Genomic DNA, 16,605 nt, shown 5'->3' on the forward strand with positions numbered 1-16,605 from the left:
AGACAGGCCCTGGGCCCGCCCCCTCCGGGGGTTCAGCCCTTGCGGCCGGCCAGCTTCCAGGCGGCCGGGAGGGCGCCCATGGCGAGCGCGACCTTCAGGGCGTCGCCCAGCAGGTACGGGGTCAGGCCCATGGCGATCGCCTGCGAGAGCGACACGTTGAGCGCCAGCGCCAGGTACGTCACGCCGATCGCGTAGATGATCGCGCTGCCCAGCGCCATCGTGCCGAGCGTGCGCCACACGTTCCGGTCGCCGCCGCGGCGGGCCAGCGCGCCGACGACCGTGCCGGCGAGCAGCATGCCCAGCACGTAACCGAACGACGGCATGCCGACGCCGGACGACGCCTCGGCGAACCACGGCATGCCCGCCGCGCCCGCGAGGGCGTACAGCGCCAGCGCGAGGAAGCCGCGCTGCGCGCCGAGGCCCGCGCCGACCAGCAGCGCGGCGAAGGTCTGGCCTGTCACCGGGACCGGGGAGCCGGGCACCGGGAGCGAGATCTGCGCGCAGACGCCGGTGAGCGCGGCGCCGCCGATGACGAGCGCGGCGTCGCGGACGCGGGCGCGGGTGGCGGTGGTGGCGGGCAGGACGTCGGCGAGGACGCTGCCCGGGCTCGTAATAGCGGCGTTGCTGCTCATCGGTGCTCCGGCGGTGAGGGTGTTCTTACGGGGACTCTGCGACGTTAACGGAGGCTTGCTCCGGGACGGGACGCGGGCTGCCGCCAAGAGCCGGCGGCCCGCGTCGTCGTGTTACGACAACTGCTTCACGCGGCGGCGCTGCAGCACCACGCCGAGGACCAGGACCAGCGCCCCGACCACGACGGACATGATCATCTGCTCGCGGCCGTCCTTGTCGTAGAACATGTAGCCGATCACGAAGAGGATCAGCCCGATCGTCGCGTACGTCAGATACGGGAAGAGCCACATCTTCACCGTGTGCCGCTCCGGCATCTCCCGCTCGATGATCTTCCGGTAGCGCAGCTGCGACAGGCAGATGACCAGCCAGACGAAGAGCGCGACCGCGCCGGAGGAGTTCAGCAGGAAGGTGAAGACCGTCTCCGGGGATGTGTAGTTGAAGATCACCGCGACGAAGCCGAAGGCCACCGACGCCCAGATCGCCGCGGCCGGGACGCCGCGCTTGTTCGTACGCCCGAAGGCCGCCGGCGCGTCGCCGCGCTTGCCGAGCGAGAAGGCCATCCGGGAGGCGGTGTACAGGCCCGAGTTGAGGCAGGACAGCACCGCCGTGACGATGATCACGTCCATGATGGTGCCGGCGTGCGGGATGCCGATCTGGTTCAGCGCCGCCACGTACGAGCCCTGGTCCTCGAGCTTCTTCGAGTCCCACGGGAGCAGGGTGACGACCAGGGCCATCGAGCCCAGGTAGAAGATGCCGATCCGCCAGATCACGGAGTTGGTGGCGCGGGAGACCATCTTGGCCGGCTCCGCCGACTCGCCCGCGGCGAGGGTGACGATCTCGCTGCCCATGAAGGAGAAGACGACCAGCAGCATGCCGGAGAGGATCGCCCCTGGCCCGTTGGGCAGGAAGCCGTCATGTCCGGTCAGATTCCCGGTGCCGGGTGCGGCCATGTCCGTGCCGGGCAGCATGCCGAAGACGGCGAGGCCGGCGATCACGATGAAGGCGCCGATCGCGACGACCTTGATGCCGGCGAACCAGAACTCGAATTCGCCGTACGAGCCCACCGACGCGAGGTTGGTGACGGTCAGGATCACCATCACCAGCAGCGCCCACGACCACTGCGGGACCGCGGGTATCCACTCGGTGAGGATCTGCGCGGCCGCGGTCGCCTCGACGGCGAGCACCACGACCCAGAAGAACCAGTACAGCCAGCCGATGGTGAAGCCGGCCCAGCGGCCCAGGGCCCGGTCCGCGTACTCCGAGAAGGAGCCGGAGGCGGGGCTGGCCGCGGCCATCTCGCCGAGCATCCGCATGACCAGGACGACCAGCAGGCCGGCCAGGGCGTAGCTGATCAGGATGCCGGGGCCGGCCTTGGCGATGCCGGCGCTGGAGCCGACGAACAGGCCCGCGCCGATCACACCGCCGATGGCGATCATGGACAGGTGGCGGTTCTTGAGCCCTGCTTTGAGGCCGTCGGGGCCGGGATCGCCGGTCTTGGTGGCCTCTTCGCGTGTGTGCACGCTCATATGGGGGGATTTCCTTCGCGCCTCGGGTGACGAGCCGGACGATTAGATCTTGTGGGGGCGATCAAACGGAAGGGCCGTCTCCGGATCGTTGTCTTCCGCCGGTCTGGCAAACTCATGCCCATGCGCGTTTACCTCGGCAGCGATCATGCCGGATTCGAACTCAAGGCCCACCTCGTCGAGTGGCTGCAGGCCAACGGCCACGAGCCCGTGGACTGCGGTGCCCTGATCTACGACGCCGTCGACGACTACCCGCCGTTCTGCCTGCGCGCCGCCGAGCGCACCGTGGCGGACCCGGGCAGCCTCGGCATCGTGATCGGCGGCTCCGGCAATGGTGAGCAGATCGCCGCCAACAAGGTCAAGGGCGCCCGCGCGGCGCTGGCCTGGAACCTGGACACCGCGAAGCTGGCGCGCGAGCACAACAACGCCAACGTGATCAGCATCGGCGGCCGCCAGCACACCCTCGAGGAGGCGACGAGCTTTGTCGAGGCCTTCCTGTCCACCCCGTTCACGGGCGAGGAGCGCCACCAGCGCCGCATCGACATGCTCAGCGCGTACGAGGAGACGGGCAAGCTGCCGGACGTCCCCGCGCACCACCCGCAGAGCTGATGCCCGAGGGTCACACGATCCACCGGCTGGCGGCCGAGTACGGCATCCGGTTCGCCGGCCGGGTGCTGCGGGCCGCCAGCCCGCAGGGCAAGTTCGCCGATGGCGCGGCGCTGCTGGACGGCGCCCGCCTCACCGGCACCGACGCCCACGGCAAGCATCTCTTCCTGGACTTCGCCGCGGTGGGGCACGTCCACATCCACCTGGGGCTGTACGGGAAGGTCACCTTCGGGGACGGTCCCGCGCCGGCGCCCGTCGGGCAGGTGCGGCTGCGGCTCCTCACCGGGTCGGCCTACGCCGACCTCCGCGGGCCGACCGCCTGCGAGCTGATCACCGACGGCGAGAAGGACGCCCTGCACGCCCGGCTCGGCGACGATCCGCTGCGGGGCGGGGACGGCGGGCAGGCCCGGGAGCGGATCTCCCGGTCCCGTACGCCCATCGCCACCCTGCTCATGGACCAGAAGGTGATCTCCGGCGTCGGCAACGTCTACCGCGCCGAGGTGCTCTTCCGGCACCGCATCGACCCGTACCGGCCGGGCCGCGATCTGAGCGCGGACGAGTGGCAGGCGATCTGGTCCGACCTCGTCGCCCTCATGCGCGAGGGCGTGCGCAGCGGCCGGATCGACACCGTACGGCCCGAGCACACTCCTGAGGCGATGGGCCGCCCGCCGCGCGTGGACGATCACGGCGGCGAGGTGTACGTCTACCGCCGGGCGGCCATGCCCTGCCACCTCTGCGGCAGCGAGATCCGCACCGCGGAGCTCGCCGCCCGCAACCTCTTCTGGTGCCCCGGCTGTCAGAAGCCGTGAGGGAACCAGGGCGCGACATGGCTCCCGAAGGCCGCTGACGCCTGGGCGAGGGCCCCTTCCCGCAGCGGCGTGACCCGCCCGGCGCCGGCCAGCGCGGTGAGCGAGACGCCGCCGAGGTACGCCGCGCCCAGCTCGCGCGCCGAGAGCGCCAGGTCCGCCGGGTCCTCCGTGCGCTTGCAGGAGGCTCCCGAGGAGTCGCCGAACAGCCGCCAACGGCCCTCGTTCCAGGGGCAGAAGAGGTCGGTCACGTCCAGGACGACGTCGACCGGGGTGAGATACGTACGCGCCTCGAGGGCGCCGGGGACATCGACGATGCGTACGTACATGCCGTCGCCGTAGGAGACGCCGCAGCGGCGGATGTCCGAGACGAGGTGCTGCCAGGGGGCGTCCACGGGGGTGGCGCGGGTGCGCACGACCGAGGTGAGGTCGATGCCGAAGAGGTAGCGCCACAGCGCCGCCTCGGCCGCCGGGGTCAGCGCCTGGACGGCGTGCGCGGTGACGGTGCCCTCGCCGCTGTGGTTCTGCGGCGTGACCGTGTAGCGGGCGTAGCCGGCCACCTCGCCGTCGTCCGTCGTCGCCAGCACGGCCTGGAGCTGCGACTGGCCGGGGGCCGGGGCGATGTCGCTGAGCTGCTTCTCGGCCCAGCCGGGCGGCCGGGCCAGGGTGCCCGGGCGGGAGTACAGCAGGCGCTCGTAGACGGTCTCGCAGGCGGCGAGCGACTCCTCGGGGTCCGCGAAGCGGATACGTACCGCGTCCGCTCCCTCGGGCATCCGCAGCGTGACCCGGGCGGTGTCGATCTCCGCGGAGAGGACCTGGGTGGCGGCGCCGTAGCCGAATCGCCCGTAGATGTCCGGCTCCGAGGCGAGCAGCGCGGCCAGCGGCTCGCCGCGTTGGCGCACGTCGTCCAACTGCCGCCGCATCATGGACGTCAGCAGCCCGCGCCTGCGGTGCGTGGGCAGCACCGTGACAAACGTCACGCCGGCGGTCGGCACGAGGGCGCCGCCGGGCACCACCATACGAAAGCTGTACGCCCCTGTGGTGCCCACCAGTTGACTCTCGTCCCAGGCGGCGATGGACCGCTCCGGCTCGATCACCCGCAGCCAGCCGCCGCGCTTCTCCTCCGGCATCTGCACGCCGCCGAAGGCCGTCATCGCGGTGCCGAACCAGTCGGCCACGCCGTCCGCTCGCAGTTCCCGCAGCTCAATCGTCATCCCCTATCCGTAACAGGGGAATTCACCCTGGCGCACGCCAATTCGCATACGATTTCGGGGCAAAGCACGGACGGCGCGCCGCGAATCGACGCGTCGCCGATCGGGTGGATAGGGTCCCGGGGCATGGCACGTGGTGCGGGCGCAGGGGGAGCGGAGAAGTCCCCCGTGGCGCGGTGGCGGAAGTCCTTCCACCGGGTCCGCATCAGTGTGCGCCGCTCCGGCGTCGACTACTTCCGCGGGGACGGCTCCGACTGGATCGCCTTCGTCGTGCTGCTCGCCTCGGTGCCGGCCATCGCGCTGGGCACCATCACCGCACCCGAGTGGATCTCCGCGTCCGCGCTGGTGCTGCCGGTGATCGTCGGCGGCCTGGTGCTGCGGCCCGCGAGCCTGCTGGCGCTGTACGCCGCTGCGGCGGCCGCGCTGATAGTGGAGACGGTGGTGCTCGGCCCGTACAAGGAGGGCCCGGCCCGGGTGACGCCAGGCACGGTGCTGGTGGTCGCCGCGGTGGGGCTCACCGGGCTGACCATCGCGCAGTTCCGCAGCCGGGTCGGCGTGCCCTGGCTGCGCGGCGGCACCATGCTCTTCGACCTGCGCGAACGCATCCGCGTGCAGAGCAAGCTGCCGCGGCTGCCGCGCGGCTGGCATGCCGAGATGTCACTGCGCCCGGCCGGCGGCCAGTCCTTCTCCGGCGACTTCGTGGTCGCCGCCAGGACGCAGCGCGGCCAGATCCTGGAGGTCGTCCTGACGGACGTCTCGGGCAAGGGCATGGACGCCGCGTCGCGCTCACTGCTCCTGTCCGGCGCCTTCGGCGGCCTGCTGGGCTCGCTGCCGCCGCACGACTTCCTCCCGGCGGCGAACGGCTACCTCCTCCGCCAGTCCTGGGACGAGGGCTTCGCCACGTCGGTCCATCTGGTCCTCGACCTGGAGTCCGGCGACTACGAGCTGCTGTCGGCCGGGCACGTACCCGGGCTGCAGCTGAGCAAGGGCACCGGGGTCTGGGAGGAGAAGACCGCGGACGGCCCGCTGCTGGGCGTGCTGGACGGGGCGCACTTCGACCCGGTGAAGGGCACGCTGCGGCCCGGCGACGTGCTGATGCTCTTCACGGACGGGCTGGTGGAGAGCCCGGACCGGGACCTGACGGAGGGCATCGACCGGCTGACGGGCGAGGCGGACAAGTACGCGAGCACGAGCTTCCGCGGGGCGGCGTGGCATCTGATCGAGGCGGTCGCCAAGGACGTACGGGACGACCGGGCGCTGCTGCTGATCTGCCGGGACTGACGGTCGCGGCTTCAGGCTCCGAGCACGTGCAGTGAGGCCCACAGCGCCGGCACGGCGAGCAGCAGGGCGGCGGGCACGGTGAGGGCGCCGAGGCGGGTGAATTCGCCCAGCTCCACATCGGTGTCGTGGGCGCGCACAATGCGCCGCCACAGCAGCGTGGCCAGGGAGCCGGCGTAGGTCAGGTTGGGGCCGATGTTCACCCCGAGCAGCATGGCGAGGACGGCACCGGGACCGCTGGGGGCGGTCAGCGGGAGCAGCACCAGGACGGCGGGCAGGTTGTTGATCACGTTGGCCAGCACGGCGGCCAGCGCCGCGATGCCGAGCAGCGCCAACAGCCCGGTGCCGTCCGGGACCAGGTGCCCCAGTCCGTCGGCGAGGCCGTTGTCGACGACCGCGCGGACCACGATGCCCAGCGCCAGCACGAAGGCGCAGAACGGCAGCGCCGCCGCTCTCACGATGGCCATCGGGGTGGTACGGCCCCTGGCCAGGGCGCGGCCGGCCAGCAGCACCGCGCCCGCCGCTGCCGCCCACGCGGGGTCGATCCCGAGTACGGAGGCCACCACGAAGCCGGCCAGCGTGCCCGCCACCGTGACCAGCGCGAACACCGGCACCTCAGAGGGCCCGGACGGAAGCGCGGCCGCGGCCCCGGCATCCAGGTCGGCGGCGAAGAACCGGCGGATGACCACGTATTCGACGCCGATGGCGACCAGCCAGGGCAGGGCCATCAAGGCGGCGAAGCGGGTGAAGCTCAGGCCGCTCGCGGCGAACGCGAGCAGATTGGTGAGGTTGGAGACCGGCAGCAGCAGCGAGGCGCTGTTCGACAGGTGGGTGCAGGCGTAGACATGCGGCTTGGGGCGGGCGCCCAGCCGGGTGGCGGTGGCGAACACCACCGGCGTCAGCAGCACCACCGTGGCGTCCAGGCTGAGGACCGCCGTGATCAGCGACGCCGTCACGAACACCTGCGCCAGCAGTCGGCGCGGGCGCCCCGCGGCGGTACGGGCCATCCACGCGCCGCAGGCCTGGAACAGGCCCTCGTCCGCACACAGCTGGGCCATCACCAGCACGGCGGCCAGGAAGCCGATCACCGGCCCCAGCCGGGCGGCCTCCTCCCCCGCGTGGTCGAGGCTGATCGCCCCGGTGGCGACGACCAGCCCGGCGGCCGGGACGGCGAAGAGCGCCTCCGACCGGCCCCAGGGCCGGATGACCGCGCAGGCCAGCACCGCCAGCAGCAGGACGGCGGACAGGACCTCCGCGAGCGAGGTGTTCAAGGTCAGACCCTTCCCCTGGCACGCGATCCGCCGGCGAGGATACGGCGCCACGGCGCTCCGGCGGCGGAACCCGGGGACCTATGGCCCGCAGCCGGGTGACCTACGCCCGCAGCCGCACCGCCGCCCGGCGGGCAGGCTTGGGAGGTCACTCCCGTACCACCGGAAGAGCGCATGCCGACCACCCTGGCCGAGAGGCCCACCGCCGCCGGCGGCACCACCGGCCCGGCGCCGGCCCACAGCCTTAAGTCCCGCCACATGACGATGATCGCCCTCGGCGGCGTCATCGGCGCGGGGCTCTTCGTCAGCTCCGGCCAGGGCATCGCCGGCACCGGGCCCGCCATCGTGCTCGCGTACGCCATCGGCGGCGCCCTCGTCATGCTGATCATGCGGATGCTCGGCGAGATGTCCGCCGCGCACCCGTCCTCCGGCTCCTTCTCCACCCACGCCGAGCGCGCCATGGGCCCCTGGGCGGGCCTGACCGCCGGCTGGATGTACTGGATGCTGATGAGCGTCGCCGTGGCCGCACAGGCGATGGGCGCCGCCGACATCGTCACCGGCTGGCTGCCCGGCACCGAGCCGTGGATGTGGGTGGCCGTCCTCATGGTGCTGGTCCTGGGCGCGAACCTGGCCGTCGCCGCCAAGTTCGGCGAGGTCGAGTACTGGCTCGCCGGCGTCAAGATCGTCGCGATCTTCCTCTTCCTCGCGCTGGGCGCCCTCGCCGCCTTCGGCCTGCTGGGCAATGACGCCGCCGGTACGGCCAATCTGACCGGCGCGGGCCACGGCTTCCTGCCGCACGGCAGCGACGGCCTGATCACCGCGCTGATCGCGTCCGCCTTCGCGTACGGCGGCCTGGAGAACGCCACCATCGCGGCCGCCGAGGGCGAGAACCCGCGCCGCGACGTCGCCAAGGCGATCAAGACCTCGATGACCGCCATCGCGGTGATCTACATCGGCTCCATGCTGGTGGCCGTCACGGTGCTGCCGTGGAACGACCCGGAGGTGGCGGCGAAGGGCCCGTTCGTGGCCACGCTCGACCACCTGGGTGTCCCGGGCGCGGGCCAGATCATGAACGTGGTCATCCTCTTCGCCCTGGTCTCCGCCATGGCCGCCTGCGTCTACGGCGCGTCCCGGATGGCCCACTCCCTGGTCGAGCGCGACCAGGGCCCGCGGGCGCTCAAGCCCCGCAACCGCGCCGGCGTCCCCGCCCGCGCCGTCGCCGCCACCTGCTCCTTCGGCTTCGCGGCCGTGCTGCTCGCCTACTGGTTCCCCGACACCCTCTTCAAGTGGCTGCTGAACATGGTCGGCGCCACGGTGCTGGTCGTCTGGGGCTTCATCGCCGTCGCCCAGCTGCGGTTGCGCCGGCGTTACGAGCGCGAGGCACCGGAGCAGCTGACGGTGAAGATGTGGGCGTTCCCGTACCTCACCTGGCTGGCGCTGGCCGCCATCGCGGCGATCCTGGTGCTGATGGCGCGTACCCCGAACGGGCGCGCCGAGCTGATCACGACGGGTGCGACGGCGATCGCACTGTCGGCGCTGGGTCTGCTGCGCGACGCCCGGCGGCGGCGCCGGGCACCGGCCGCGTAAAGCTGAGGCCGTCGACCTCGCCGATCACCTCGTACTCGCGGGCGATGCCGGCCTCGTGCAGCCGCGCGAAGGGCGAGAACGGGATGCCGTACTCGGCTTCCCCGTGGTCGAAGTTCCAGCTCTTGTGCACCTGGAAGCGGTGGTCGACGGTCACCGTGCCGTCGCTGCCGACGTGCGCCGTGCCGGCCAGGCGGTAGCTCAGGCCGCGCAGCGCCAGCCACCAGTCGAGGCTGGCGGCGCGGTCGATGACCAGGCTGCGCCAGCCGCTGTCGGCCCGGTAGATCTTCTCCCCGCGGCCCTCCTCGGCCCACCGCTGCAGCGCCTCCGCCCGCCAGCGCGCCAGCTGCTCGGCCACCGCCTCCTGCGCCGCCGGTACGGCCATCAGCGAGGCCGCGTCCGCCCGGTACGGGAGCCCGGTGCCGCCCGCGTAATGCCGCAGCATCCCGGCCGCGTGCCGGAGCCCCATGGCCCGCCACAGCCCCGCCATGACGCGGCAGGACAGCCGGACCAGATGGTCACGCAGCCGGGGGAGCGTGCTGCCGTACGGGGCGGCGGCGACGTCGCCGGTCAGATACGGCTCGGCGCGGCCGCCGTCGCGGCCCAGCGGGGGTATCGCCTGTATTCCAACGGGGTCGTCCATAGCCCGGAAGCTAGGTGACCGCGGGCGATACGGCATCTCGGGAGCGGCGGCTGTCAGCAGTGCGTGACATGATTCTTATCGTCCGACAGGCGAGACGAAGCCAGCTGAGATTTAGGAGCGGTCGTGCCCGGTGAAAACCTCACCCGCGAGGAAGCCCAGCAGCGAGCCGAGCTGCTCACCGTGGACGGCTATGAGGTGGATCTGGACCTGCGCCCGGCCGTCGCCCCGGTGGGCCCGCAGCCGTTCCGCTCGCAGACCACCATCCGCTTCCGCTGCGCCCGCCCCGGCGCCGCCACCTTCGTCGACCTGATCGCGCCGTACGTCCAGTCGGTGCAGCTGAACGGGACCAGCCTCGACGTGGCGGCCGTCTTCGACGGCTCCCGCATCCAGCTGGACGGGCTGCAGGCCGAGAATGTGCTGGTCGTGGACGCCCAGTGCGCCTTCAGCCGTACGGGTGAGGGGATGCACCGCTTCGCCGACCCGGAGGACGGCGAGGTCTATCTCTATACGCAGTACGAACCGGCCGACGCCCGCCGCGTCTTCGCCAACTTCGAGCAGCCGGACCTGAAGGCCCCCTTCACCTTCTCGGTGACCGCCCCGAGCGACTGGCTGGTGCTGAGCAACGGCGAGCAGCGCGGCGCCCCCGAGCAGCACCACGACGCCTCGGCCACCTGGCACTTCGAGCCGACGAAGCCGATCTCCACGTACATCACGGCGGTGGCCGCCGGGCCGTACTACTACGTCAACGACCGCTATCAGCGCACCCTCGACGACGGCAGCTCGCTCGACATCAAGCTGGGCGCGCTGTGCCGCAAGTCGCTCGCCAAGCACTTCGACCCGGACGACATCTTCACGGTCACCAAGCAGGGCCTGGACTTCTTCCACGACGCCTTCGACTTCCCGTATCCCTGGGGCAAGTACGACCAGGCCTTCGTGCCGGAGTACAACATCGGCGCGATGGAGAACCCCGGACTGGTCACGTTCCGGGAGGAGTTCGTCTTCCGCGGCAAGGTGACCGAGGCGTCGTACGAGCGCCGGGCCAACGTCATCCTGCACGAGATGGCCCACATGTGGTTCGGCGACCTGGTGACCATGGAGTGGTGGGACGACCTGTGGCTGAAGGAGTCCTTCGCGGACTTCATGGGCGCCCTGGCGCTCGCCCGCGCCACCCGCTTCAAGGACGCCTGGATCACCTTCGCCAACCAGCGCAAGGCGTGGGCCTATCGGGCCGATCAGCTGCCCACCACCCACCCGATCACGGCGGACATCCACGACCTGGAGGACGCCAAGCTCAACTTCGACGGCATCACGTACGCCAAGGGCGCGAGCGTGCTGAAGCAGCTGGTGGCGTATGTCGGCCAGGACGCCTTCATGGAGGGCGCGCGGCGGTACTTCAAGCGGCATGCCTACGGCAATACGCGGCTGGCCGACCTGCTGTCGGTGCTGGAGGAGACCTCGGGGCGGGACATGAAGACCTGGTCCCGGTCGTGGCTGCAGACCGCCGGGGTCAATGTGCTGACGCCGCAGGTGACGTGTGACGCGGGCGGCCGGGTCACGGAGCTGGTGGTGCACCAGGAGCCGGCTAGCGACGCTTACCCCGAGCTGCGCCCGCACCGCGTCCGCGTCGGGCTCTACCACCGCCGGGACGCCGACGGCGCGCTGGTGCGCTACGCCCAGGCCGAGGTGGACGTCACCGGGCCGCGCACGACGGTGCCGGAGCTGGTCGGGCAGACCGCCCCGGACCTGGTGCTGGTCAATGACGACGACCTGACCTTCTGCAAGATCCGCTTCGACGAGCGCTCGCTGCGGACGATCCGCGAGCAACTCGGCCGGATCGAGGACCCGTTGGCGCGGGCGCTGTGCTGGTCCGCGGTGTGGAATCTGACCCGGGACGGGCTGATGCCGACCGGCGACTATCTCGACCTGGTGCTGCGGTACGCCGGCGAGGAGAGCGGGATCGGCGTGCTGCAGTCGCTGCACCAGCAGGCCGGTTATGCGCTGGCGCACTATGCCGCGCCCGAGCACCGCGAGGCGTATGCGGCCAAGGCCGCCGAGGGGGCGCTGCGGGAGCTGCGCCGCGCGGCGCCGGGCAGCGACCATCAGCTGGCCTGGGCCCGCTTCTTCGCCTCCACGGCGACCGCGGAGCCCGAACTGCAGCTGCTCGAGCAGCTGCTGGACGGCCAGGCCCGGATCGACGGCCTCGAGGTGGACCAGGAGCTGCGCTGGTCGTTCCTGCTCACCCTGGCGGCGAAGGGCCGCGCCGACGCCTCGCGGATCGCGGCCGAGCTCTCCCGCGACAACACCGCGTCCGGCAAGCGCTGGGAGACCCGCTGCCTCGCCGCCCGCCCGTCGGCCGAGGTCAAGGCGAAGGCCTGGGCGGACGTCGTCGACTCGGACGAGCTGTCCAACGCCCTGACCGAGGCCACCATCTCCGGCTGGGCGCAGCCGGAGCAGCGCGGGCTGCTGGCGCCGTATGCCGGCCAGTACTTCGACGTGATCGAGCGGCTCTGGCGCGACCGGTCGATCGAGATCGGCATGGCGGTGGTGCGCGGGCTGTATCCGGGGCTGCAGGACAGCGCGGAGACGGTGGCCGCGACGGACAGCTGGCTGGCGGAACACCCCTCCGCTCCCCCGGCGCTGCGGCGGCTGGTGCTCGAATCGCGGGACGACCTGGCGCGGGCGCTGCGCGCGCAGCGCTGCGACGCGAGGGTCTGACCTCGATCGCGTGACCTCGATCGTTAGGCCGTTCGGGCAACGCTGATCGGCAGTCGAACGCTTGCCCTTTAGTGCCGGGCTGTCCGGTTTTGTCGACGGACGTGTAACAGCGGTTAGGGGGCCGGTCGGAGCCGGGAATCCAGGGCGCATGAACCACAACACCCCCCTGAGCCCCCGCCCCCTCAACGAGCTCTCCGGCGCCCAGCGCCGGGTGCTCTCCGCCCGCCAGCTCCGCGAGCACGGCATCACCGCCGCCCTCGCGGCGGAGCGCTGCCGGCCCGGCGGCCCCTGGCAGCAGCTGCTGCCCGGCGTGTACCTACTGCACTCCGGGCCGCCCACCGGCGAGGAGCGGCTGCACGCGGTGCTGCTGTACGCCGGGCGGGTCCCGGCCGGCGCCGGGCCGCGCGGGTCCGTACCGGCGCAGAGCGCGCCCGCCGACCGCGGCGGCCGCCGGCCCAATCCGTACGGCGATGCCATGATCACCGGCCTCGCCGCGCTGACCCTGCACGGCTTCGCCACCGCGCCGCCGCTGCCCGCCATCGACCGGATCGACGTGCTGGTGCCGCGCACCCGGCGGCTGCGCTCGACCGAGCATGTGCACATCGTGCGGGCGCACGCCCTGCCGCGGCCGCTGAACGTCACCGACCTGCCCGTCGCGCCGGTGCCGCGGGCGCTCGCGGACGCCGTCGGGCAGCTCACCGACGCGGCGGCCGTGCGTCGGCTGCTCACCGAGGCGGTGCGCGGCGGCCACTGCGAAGCGGCCGCCGTGGTACGGGAGTTGACGCAGGCGCGGCTGCTGTCGCGGTCGCACGTGGTCGACGCCGTCGACACCCTCATCGCCGAGGGCCGGGCCATGGCGGAGAACCGGCTCTACGAGATGGTGCGGCTGCACGCGCTGCCGGACCCGCTGTGGAACGTGGACCTGCGGCTGCCGGGCGGACCGCCGCTGGGCGGGCTCGACGCGTACTGGCCCGAGCACGCGGTGGCCCTGGAGATCGACGCGCGCTCGCCGCGGACGGACGACGACGCGCTGTGGTCGGAGTACGCGCGCAAGCGGGAGACGCTGGAGCGGCTGGGCATCACGGTCGTGCACGTGACGCCGAAGAAGCTGCGGGAGGCGCTGGAGCAGCAGGCCGAGGTCGTACGGGCCGCGCTGCTGGCGGCGTCGGAGCGGGAGCCCGCGGCTTATGTCGTGGTGCTGCCGAGGTAGCAAGTGGACCAGCGCCGTCATCCGCGACTGGCCCTCCCTCCCCGTCCATTGTCCTGGCATGCTCATCCCATGCCAGGACACCAGATCGTCCCGCCACCCGGTTCGCCCCGCCGCCTCGCCTACGCCCAGCTGGCCAACTCCGTCGGCGACGGGGCCTATTACGTCACCTCCGCGCTCTACTTCACCGACATCGTCGGCCTCTCCCCCGCCCGGGTGGGGCTCGCGCTCACCCTCGGCTGGGGGCTCGGAGCCGTGGCCGGGGTGCCGCTGGGGCATCTCGCGGACCGGCGCGGAGCGCGCGGCACGGCGGTGCTGCTGTCGATAGCCACCGCCGCCGCGGTCGCCTCGTTCCTCTTCGCCAGGTCCTGGCCCGCCTTCCTCGCGGCCGCCCTGCTCTACACCTGCTGCCAGTGCGGGCTCGGCGCCGCCCGGCAGGCACTGCTCGCGGGGCTGGTCGAGCCCGACCAGCGCACCGCCGTACGGGCGCATCTGCAGTCAACGACCAACGCGGGGCTGGCGATCGGCGCCGCCCTCGGTGGCGTGGCGCTCGCCATCGGCACCGAGAGCGCCTATCTGGCCGCCTTCGCGCTCGACGCCGCCTGCTTCCTGCTCTCCGCGCTCGTCCTGCTGCGGCTCCCGAAGCTCGCTCCCACCCCGCCCGCGACGGGCGGCGAAGCCACCTTCGGCGTCGTACGCGACCGGCCGTACGCGCTCATCACGGTCCTCAACGCCGTCCTGCTGCTCTACATGCCGCTGCTCAGCCTCATCATCCCGCTGTGGATCGTGCGCCGCACCGACGCTCCGGCCTGGCTGGTCTCCGGGCTGCTGGTGCTCAACACCGTGAGCGTCGTCGTCTTCCAGGTCCGTATCGCCCAGCGGGTCAACGGGATCACCTCCGCCGCCCGGGCGGTGCGGAGCGCCGGGGCGCTGATGCTGGTCGCCTGCGTGGGATTCGCCGCCGCGGCCCACGGGTCGGGGGCCTGGGTCGCGGCGCTGCTGCTGCTCGCCGGGGCCGTCATCCAGGTCGCCGCCGAGATGATGCTCGCCTCCGGCGGGTGGGAGCTCAGCTTCGGCCTGGCGCCCGAGGGGAAGCACGGGCAGTACCAGGGGTTCTTCGGGTCGGGGCAGGCCGTGGCGCGGATGCTGGGGCCGCTGCTGCTGACCTCGCTGATTCTCGGCTGGGGCGCCGGCGGCTGGCTGCTGCTCGGGGGCGTCTTCCTCGCGGCGGGGGCCGGGATGGTGCCCGCCGCGCGGTGGGCGGCGGGGGATCGCGCGGCGGGCGGCTCGCCGGCCGTCAAGGCTTCCTCAGCAGCAGCTCCGTATTCCGGTCCGACGGCTGCCCCGTGAGCGGCTCCGCGCGGTCCGGGGCCGGGGCGTTGAAGGCCAGTTCGCGGTAGAGCGCCGCGAGGCCGGTCTGGGTGAGGTCGGTGAGGTCCGCGGCGTCGGGGGCCGCGGACTCGATCAGGGTGGTGAACAGCGACAGGGTGCCGTCGCCGTTGTCCGTCAGCTCGATGATGCGGGCCAGCTGCGGATAGTCGATGTGGGAGGCGGTGGATATCTCCCACAGGGTGCCGTGCGGCGTGATCTTGTTCTTGTGGCTGTGGCCGTTGATCCAGGCCAGCACCCCGGGGTGGGACTTCAGCAGCTCCAGGACCTCGTCGCCGCCGTGCCGCTTCTCCTTCGGGGCGGACGGGTCGGGCTGGGTGTTCGTCATCGTCTCGCTGGTGTGGTGGCTGAAGACGATCGTGTACGCGGCCCCGTCCGCCCGCTGGGCCTGCTTCAGCGTCCGCTCCAGCCAGCGCAGCTGCGAAGTGCCCACCGAGCCGCGGTAGTCGCCGCCGGGGTCGGTGGTGTCGAGGCTGATGCCGAGCACGCCCGGGGCGATCTCGAAGGTGTAGTAGAGGTGGCCCTCCATCAGGTTGGCGCGGGTGTAGCCGTGGCCGACCGGGCCGGCGCCCCGGTGCCGCGGGTCCAGGTGCGCGGCCACGTATTCGCGGCGGCTGAACGGGGCCCGGCGCAGGTCGGGGGTCACGCCGCGCATCTTCTTCCGGTGCGAGCGCAGCAGCTCCTCGAAGTCGTGGCCCTTCGGGTCCAGGCCCTTCTTGACCGCCTTCCAGGCGCGGGCCGCCTGCTCCGGCGGCAGCGTCTCCAGCTTGCGGCCGCCGACCGCGAAGTCGGCGAAGAAGCCGTTCACCGAGGAGCCGTAGCAGCCGCCGGGGAGCAGGTCGTGGTTGCCGATGGTGGAGTACCAGGGGAGGTTGAGGCCCGGGGACTTCGCCTCCCGGATAGCGGCCTTCAGGAAGCCGTCGACGCGCGGGAAGCCGAGCTTCTTGTCGGAGTCGCGGTGGTCGGACTCCGGCTGCCAGTAGAGCGGCAGGCCGCTGTTCTGGACGCCCTCGTACGCCTTCGGGTCGCCGCTGTTGGGGACGATCGGGCCGCCGGACATGGCGGTCAGGAACCAGTCCAGCTCCAGCTTCGAGTTGTTGTCGGTGTTGTCGCCGGTGGTCATGACGAAGGACAGCGGGGCGCCGGTCGCGGGAGCGTTGCGGAGCGCGTTGACCCGCTCGATCAGCGCCACCGTCGCCGGGATCGTCAGCGCCTCCTGCGGGCGCCAGGCGCTGGCGGTCTCGGTGCGCAGGTACTCGTAGCGCAGCGGGTGCTGCACGTCGACGATGTGCAGATCGGTGAACTGGGCGAAGGCGGCGAGGGTCTTGCGGCGCTCGTCGCGGCCCTTCTTGCCGCCGGCCAGGTCGTTGCGGATGACGCGCTGCCAGCCGGGGCCCTTGGCCAGCCGCCGGTACCCGGCGTGGCCGCGGGCGGCGGCCGCCGTCTCCAGGGTGGTGCCCGCCGCGGAGGGCGCGACGGCTTTGGCGGCGCCCACGGCGCCATGCTCGCGCCCTCCGCGGAGGAGTGCAAGGGACGGCGGGGGGACGGCGGCGGCGGCCCTGCTGCCGCCGGAGCCGAGGCTGACGCCGAAGCCCGTGGCTGCGCCCGCGACGCCGACGGCGCCGGCGGCGGTGAGGAAGGCGCGGCGATTGAGCCCGTTCATTGCTGCTCCCCAGATGCGAATGCAATGTGCGGCCGCTGTACGGCCCCTCACCAGGGAGCTTTGGCAGGCCGGATGACCGCAG

General features: G+C 72.3%; 13 protein-coding genes. 7 read left to right on the top strand and 6 right to left on the bottom strand.

Annotated elements, in window-relative coordinates; all coding sequences use genetic code 11:
* Positions 1-32: 32 nt before the first annotated feature.
* Together G5C51_RS05105 and G5C51_RS05110 are read right to left on the bottom strand one after the other, a co-directional pair.
* Entirely contained in the window at positions 33-632 is a 600-nt protein-coding gene (locus tag G5C51_RS05105) for a biotin transporter BioY (protein WP_165232341.1), read from the bottom strand.
* Positions 633-743: 111 nt separating this feature from the next.
* Positions 744-2,156, bottom strand: a complete 1,413-nt coding sequence (locus G5C51_RS05110; RefSeq protein ID WP_206313421.1) for an amino acid permease — start codon at positions 2,154-2,156, stop codon at positions 744-746.
* Between the two features lie 120 nt (positions 2,157-2,276).
* Between G5C51_RS05110 and G5C51_RS05115 the strand changes: the two genes are divergently transcribed.
* Together G5C51_RS05115 and G5C51_RS05120 are read left to right on the top strand one after the other, a co-directional pair.
* Entirely contained in the window at positions 2,277-2,762 is a 486-nt protein-coding gene (locus G5C51_RS05115) for a ribose-5-phosphate isomerase (protein ID WP_165232344.1), read from the top strand.
* Positions 2,762-3,568 carry an Fpg/Nei family DNA glycosylase gene (locus tag G5C51_RS05120; protein WP_165232347.1) on the top strand — a complete coding sequence of 269 codons (807 nt, stop codon included), beginning with the start codon at positions 2,762-2,764 and terminating at the stop codon, positions 3,566-3,568. The genes G5C51_RS05115 and G5C51_RS05120 overlap by 1 nt, the downstream gene beginning before the upstream one ends.
* Here the strand turns inward: G5C51_RS05120 and G5C51_RS05125 are convergent.
* Positions 3,556-4,779 carry a GNAT family N-acetyltransferase gene (locus tag G5C51_RS05125; protein WP_165232350.1) on the bottom strand — a complete coding sequence of 408 codons (1,224 nt, stop codon included), beginning with the start codon at positions 4,777-4,779 and terminating at the stop codon, positions 3,556-3,558. The two genes, G5C51_RS05120 and G5C51_RS05125, sit on opposite strands and share 13 nt — an antisense overlap.
* Before the next feature lie 123 nt (positions 4,780-4,902).
* On the opposite strand from G5C51_RS05125, the gene G5C51_RS05130 reads away from it, so the two are divergent.
* Positions 4,903-6,057: a PP2C family protein-serine/threonine phosphatase gene (locus G5C51_RS05130; RefSeq protein WP_165232353.1), complete on the top strand. Its 1,155-nt coding sequence runs from the start codon at positions 4,903-4,905 to the stop codon at positions 6,055-6,057.
* Positions 6,058-6,068: 11 nt separating this feature from the next.
* Here G5C51_RS05130 and G5C51_RS05135 read toward each other — a convergent pair whose 3' ends face one another.
* Entirely contained in the window at positions 6,069-7,325 is a 1,257-nt protein-coding gene (locus G5C51_RS05135) for an SLC13 family permease (protein ID WP_165232356.1), read from the bottom strand.
* Positions 7,326-7,496: 171 nt separating this feature from the next.
* On the opposite strand from G5C51_RS05135, the gene G5C51_RS05140 reads away from it, so the two are divergent.
* Complete coding sequence (locus tag G5C51_RS05140; protein ID WP_420824784.1) at positions 7,497-8,909, top strand: amino acid permease; 1,413 nt, start codon at positions 7,497-7,499, stop codon at positions 8,907-8,909.
* On the opposite strand, the gene G5C51_RS05145 is transcribed toward G5C51_RS05140, so the two are convergent.
* Positions 8,824-9,549 carry a hypothetical protein gene (locus G5C51_RS05145; protein WP_165232359.1) on the bottom strand — a complete coding sequence of 242 codons (726 nt, stop codon included), beginning with the start codon at positions 9,547-9,549 and terminating at the stop codon, positions 8,824-8,826. The genes G5C51_RS05140 and G5C51_RS05145 overlap by 86 nt on opposite strands.
* A 123-nt stretch (positions 9,550-9,672) precedes the next feature.
* On the opposite strand from G5C51_RS05145, the gene pepN reads away from it, so the two are divergent.
* The 3 genes from pepN (at position 9,673) to G5C51_RS05160 (ending at position 14,821) form a co-directional block, all read left to right on the top strand.
* Positions 9,673-12,264, top strand: a complete 2,592-nt coding sequence (gene pepN, locus G5C51_RS05150; protein ID WP_165232362.1) for an aminopeptidase N — start codon at positions 9,673-9,675, stop codon at positions 12,262-12,264.
* Positions 12,265-12,412: 148 nt separating this feature from the next.
* The gene (locus G5C51_RS05155) at positions 12,413-13,474 is read left to right on the top strand and encodes a hypothetical protein (RefSeq protein ID WP_165232365.1); all 1,062 of its coding nucleotides are present in this window, start codon (positions 12,413-12,415) and stop codon (positions 13,472-13,474) included.
* Positions 13,475-13,543: 69 nt separating this feature from the next.
* Entirely contained in the window at positions 13,544-14,821 is a 1,278-nt protein-coding gene (locus G5C51_RS05160) for an MFS transporter (protein ID WP_165232368.1), read from the top strand.
* Here G5C51_RS05160 and G5C51_RS05165 read toward each other — a convergent pair.
* Positions 14,769-16,523, bottom strand: a complete 1,755-nt coding sequence (locus G5C51_RS05165; RefSeq protein ID WP_165232371.1) for a TIGR03767 family metallophosphoesterase — start codon at positions 16,521-16,523, stop codon at positions 14,769-14,771. The genes G5C51_RS05160 and G5C51_RS05165 overlap by 53 nt on opposite strands.
* Between the last annotated feature and the right edge of the window lie 82 nt (positions 16,524-16,605).

Origin of the sequence: Streptomyces coryli (assembly GCF_011044975.1) — a bacterium.
Classification (GTDB): Bacteria; Actinomycetota; Actinomycetes; order Streptomycetales; family Streptomycetaceae; genus Streptomyces; species Streptomyces coryli.

Excerpts from the sequence above, each read along its gene's own strand:
- G5C51_RS05145 (WP_165232359.1), bottom strand. The coding sequence starts at position 9,549 with ATGGACGACCCCGTTGGAATACAGGCGATACCCCCGCTGGGCCGCGAC.
- G5C51_RS05105 (WP_165232341.1), bottom strand. The coding sequence starts at position 632 with ATGAGCAGCAACGCCGCTATTACGAGCCCGGGCAGCGTCCTCGCCGAC.
- G5C51_RS05140 (WP_420824784.1), top strand. The coding sequence starts at position 7,497 with ATGCCGACCACCCTGGCCGAGAGGCCCACCGCCGCCGGCGGCACCACC.
- G5C51_RS05160 (WP_165232368.1), top strand. The coding sequence starts at position 13,544 with ATGCCAGGACACCAGATCGTCCCGCCACCCGGTTCGCCCCGCCGCCTC.
- G5C51_RS05110 (WP_206313421.1), bottom strand. The coding sequence starts at position 2,156 with ATGAGCGTGCACACACGCGAAGAGGCCACCAAGACCGGCGATCCCGGC.
- G5C51_RS05130 (WP_165232353.1), top strand. The coding sequence starts at position 4,903 with ATGGCACGTGGTGCGGGCGCAGGGGGAGCGGAGAAGTCCCCCGTGGCG.
- G5C51_RS05115 (WP_165232344.1), top strand. The coding sequence starts at position 2,277 with ATGCGCGTTTACCTCGGCAGCGATCATGCCGGATTCGAACTCAAGGCC.
- G5C51_RS05155 (WP_165232365.1), top strand. The coding sequence starts at position 12,413 with ATGAACCACAACACCCCCCTGAGCCCCCGCCCCCTCAACGAGCTCTCC.
- G5C51_RS05165 (WP_165232371.1), bottom strand. The coding sequence starts at position 16,523 with ATGAACGGGCTCAATCGCCGCGCCTTCCTCACCGCCGCCGGCGCCGTC.
- G5C51_RS05120 (WP_165232347.1), top strand. The coding sequence starts at position 2,762 with ATGCCCGAGGGTCACACGATCCACCGGCTGGCGGCCGAGTACGGCATC.
- G5C51_RS05125 (WP_165232350.1), bottom strand. The coding sequence starts at position 4,779 with ATGACGATTGAGCTGCGGGAACTGCGAGCGGACGGCGTGGCCGACTGG.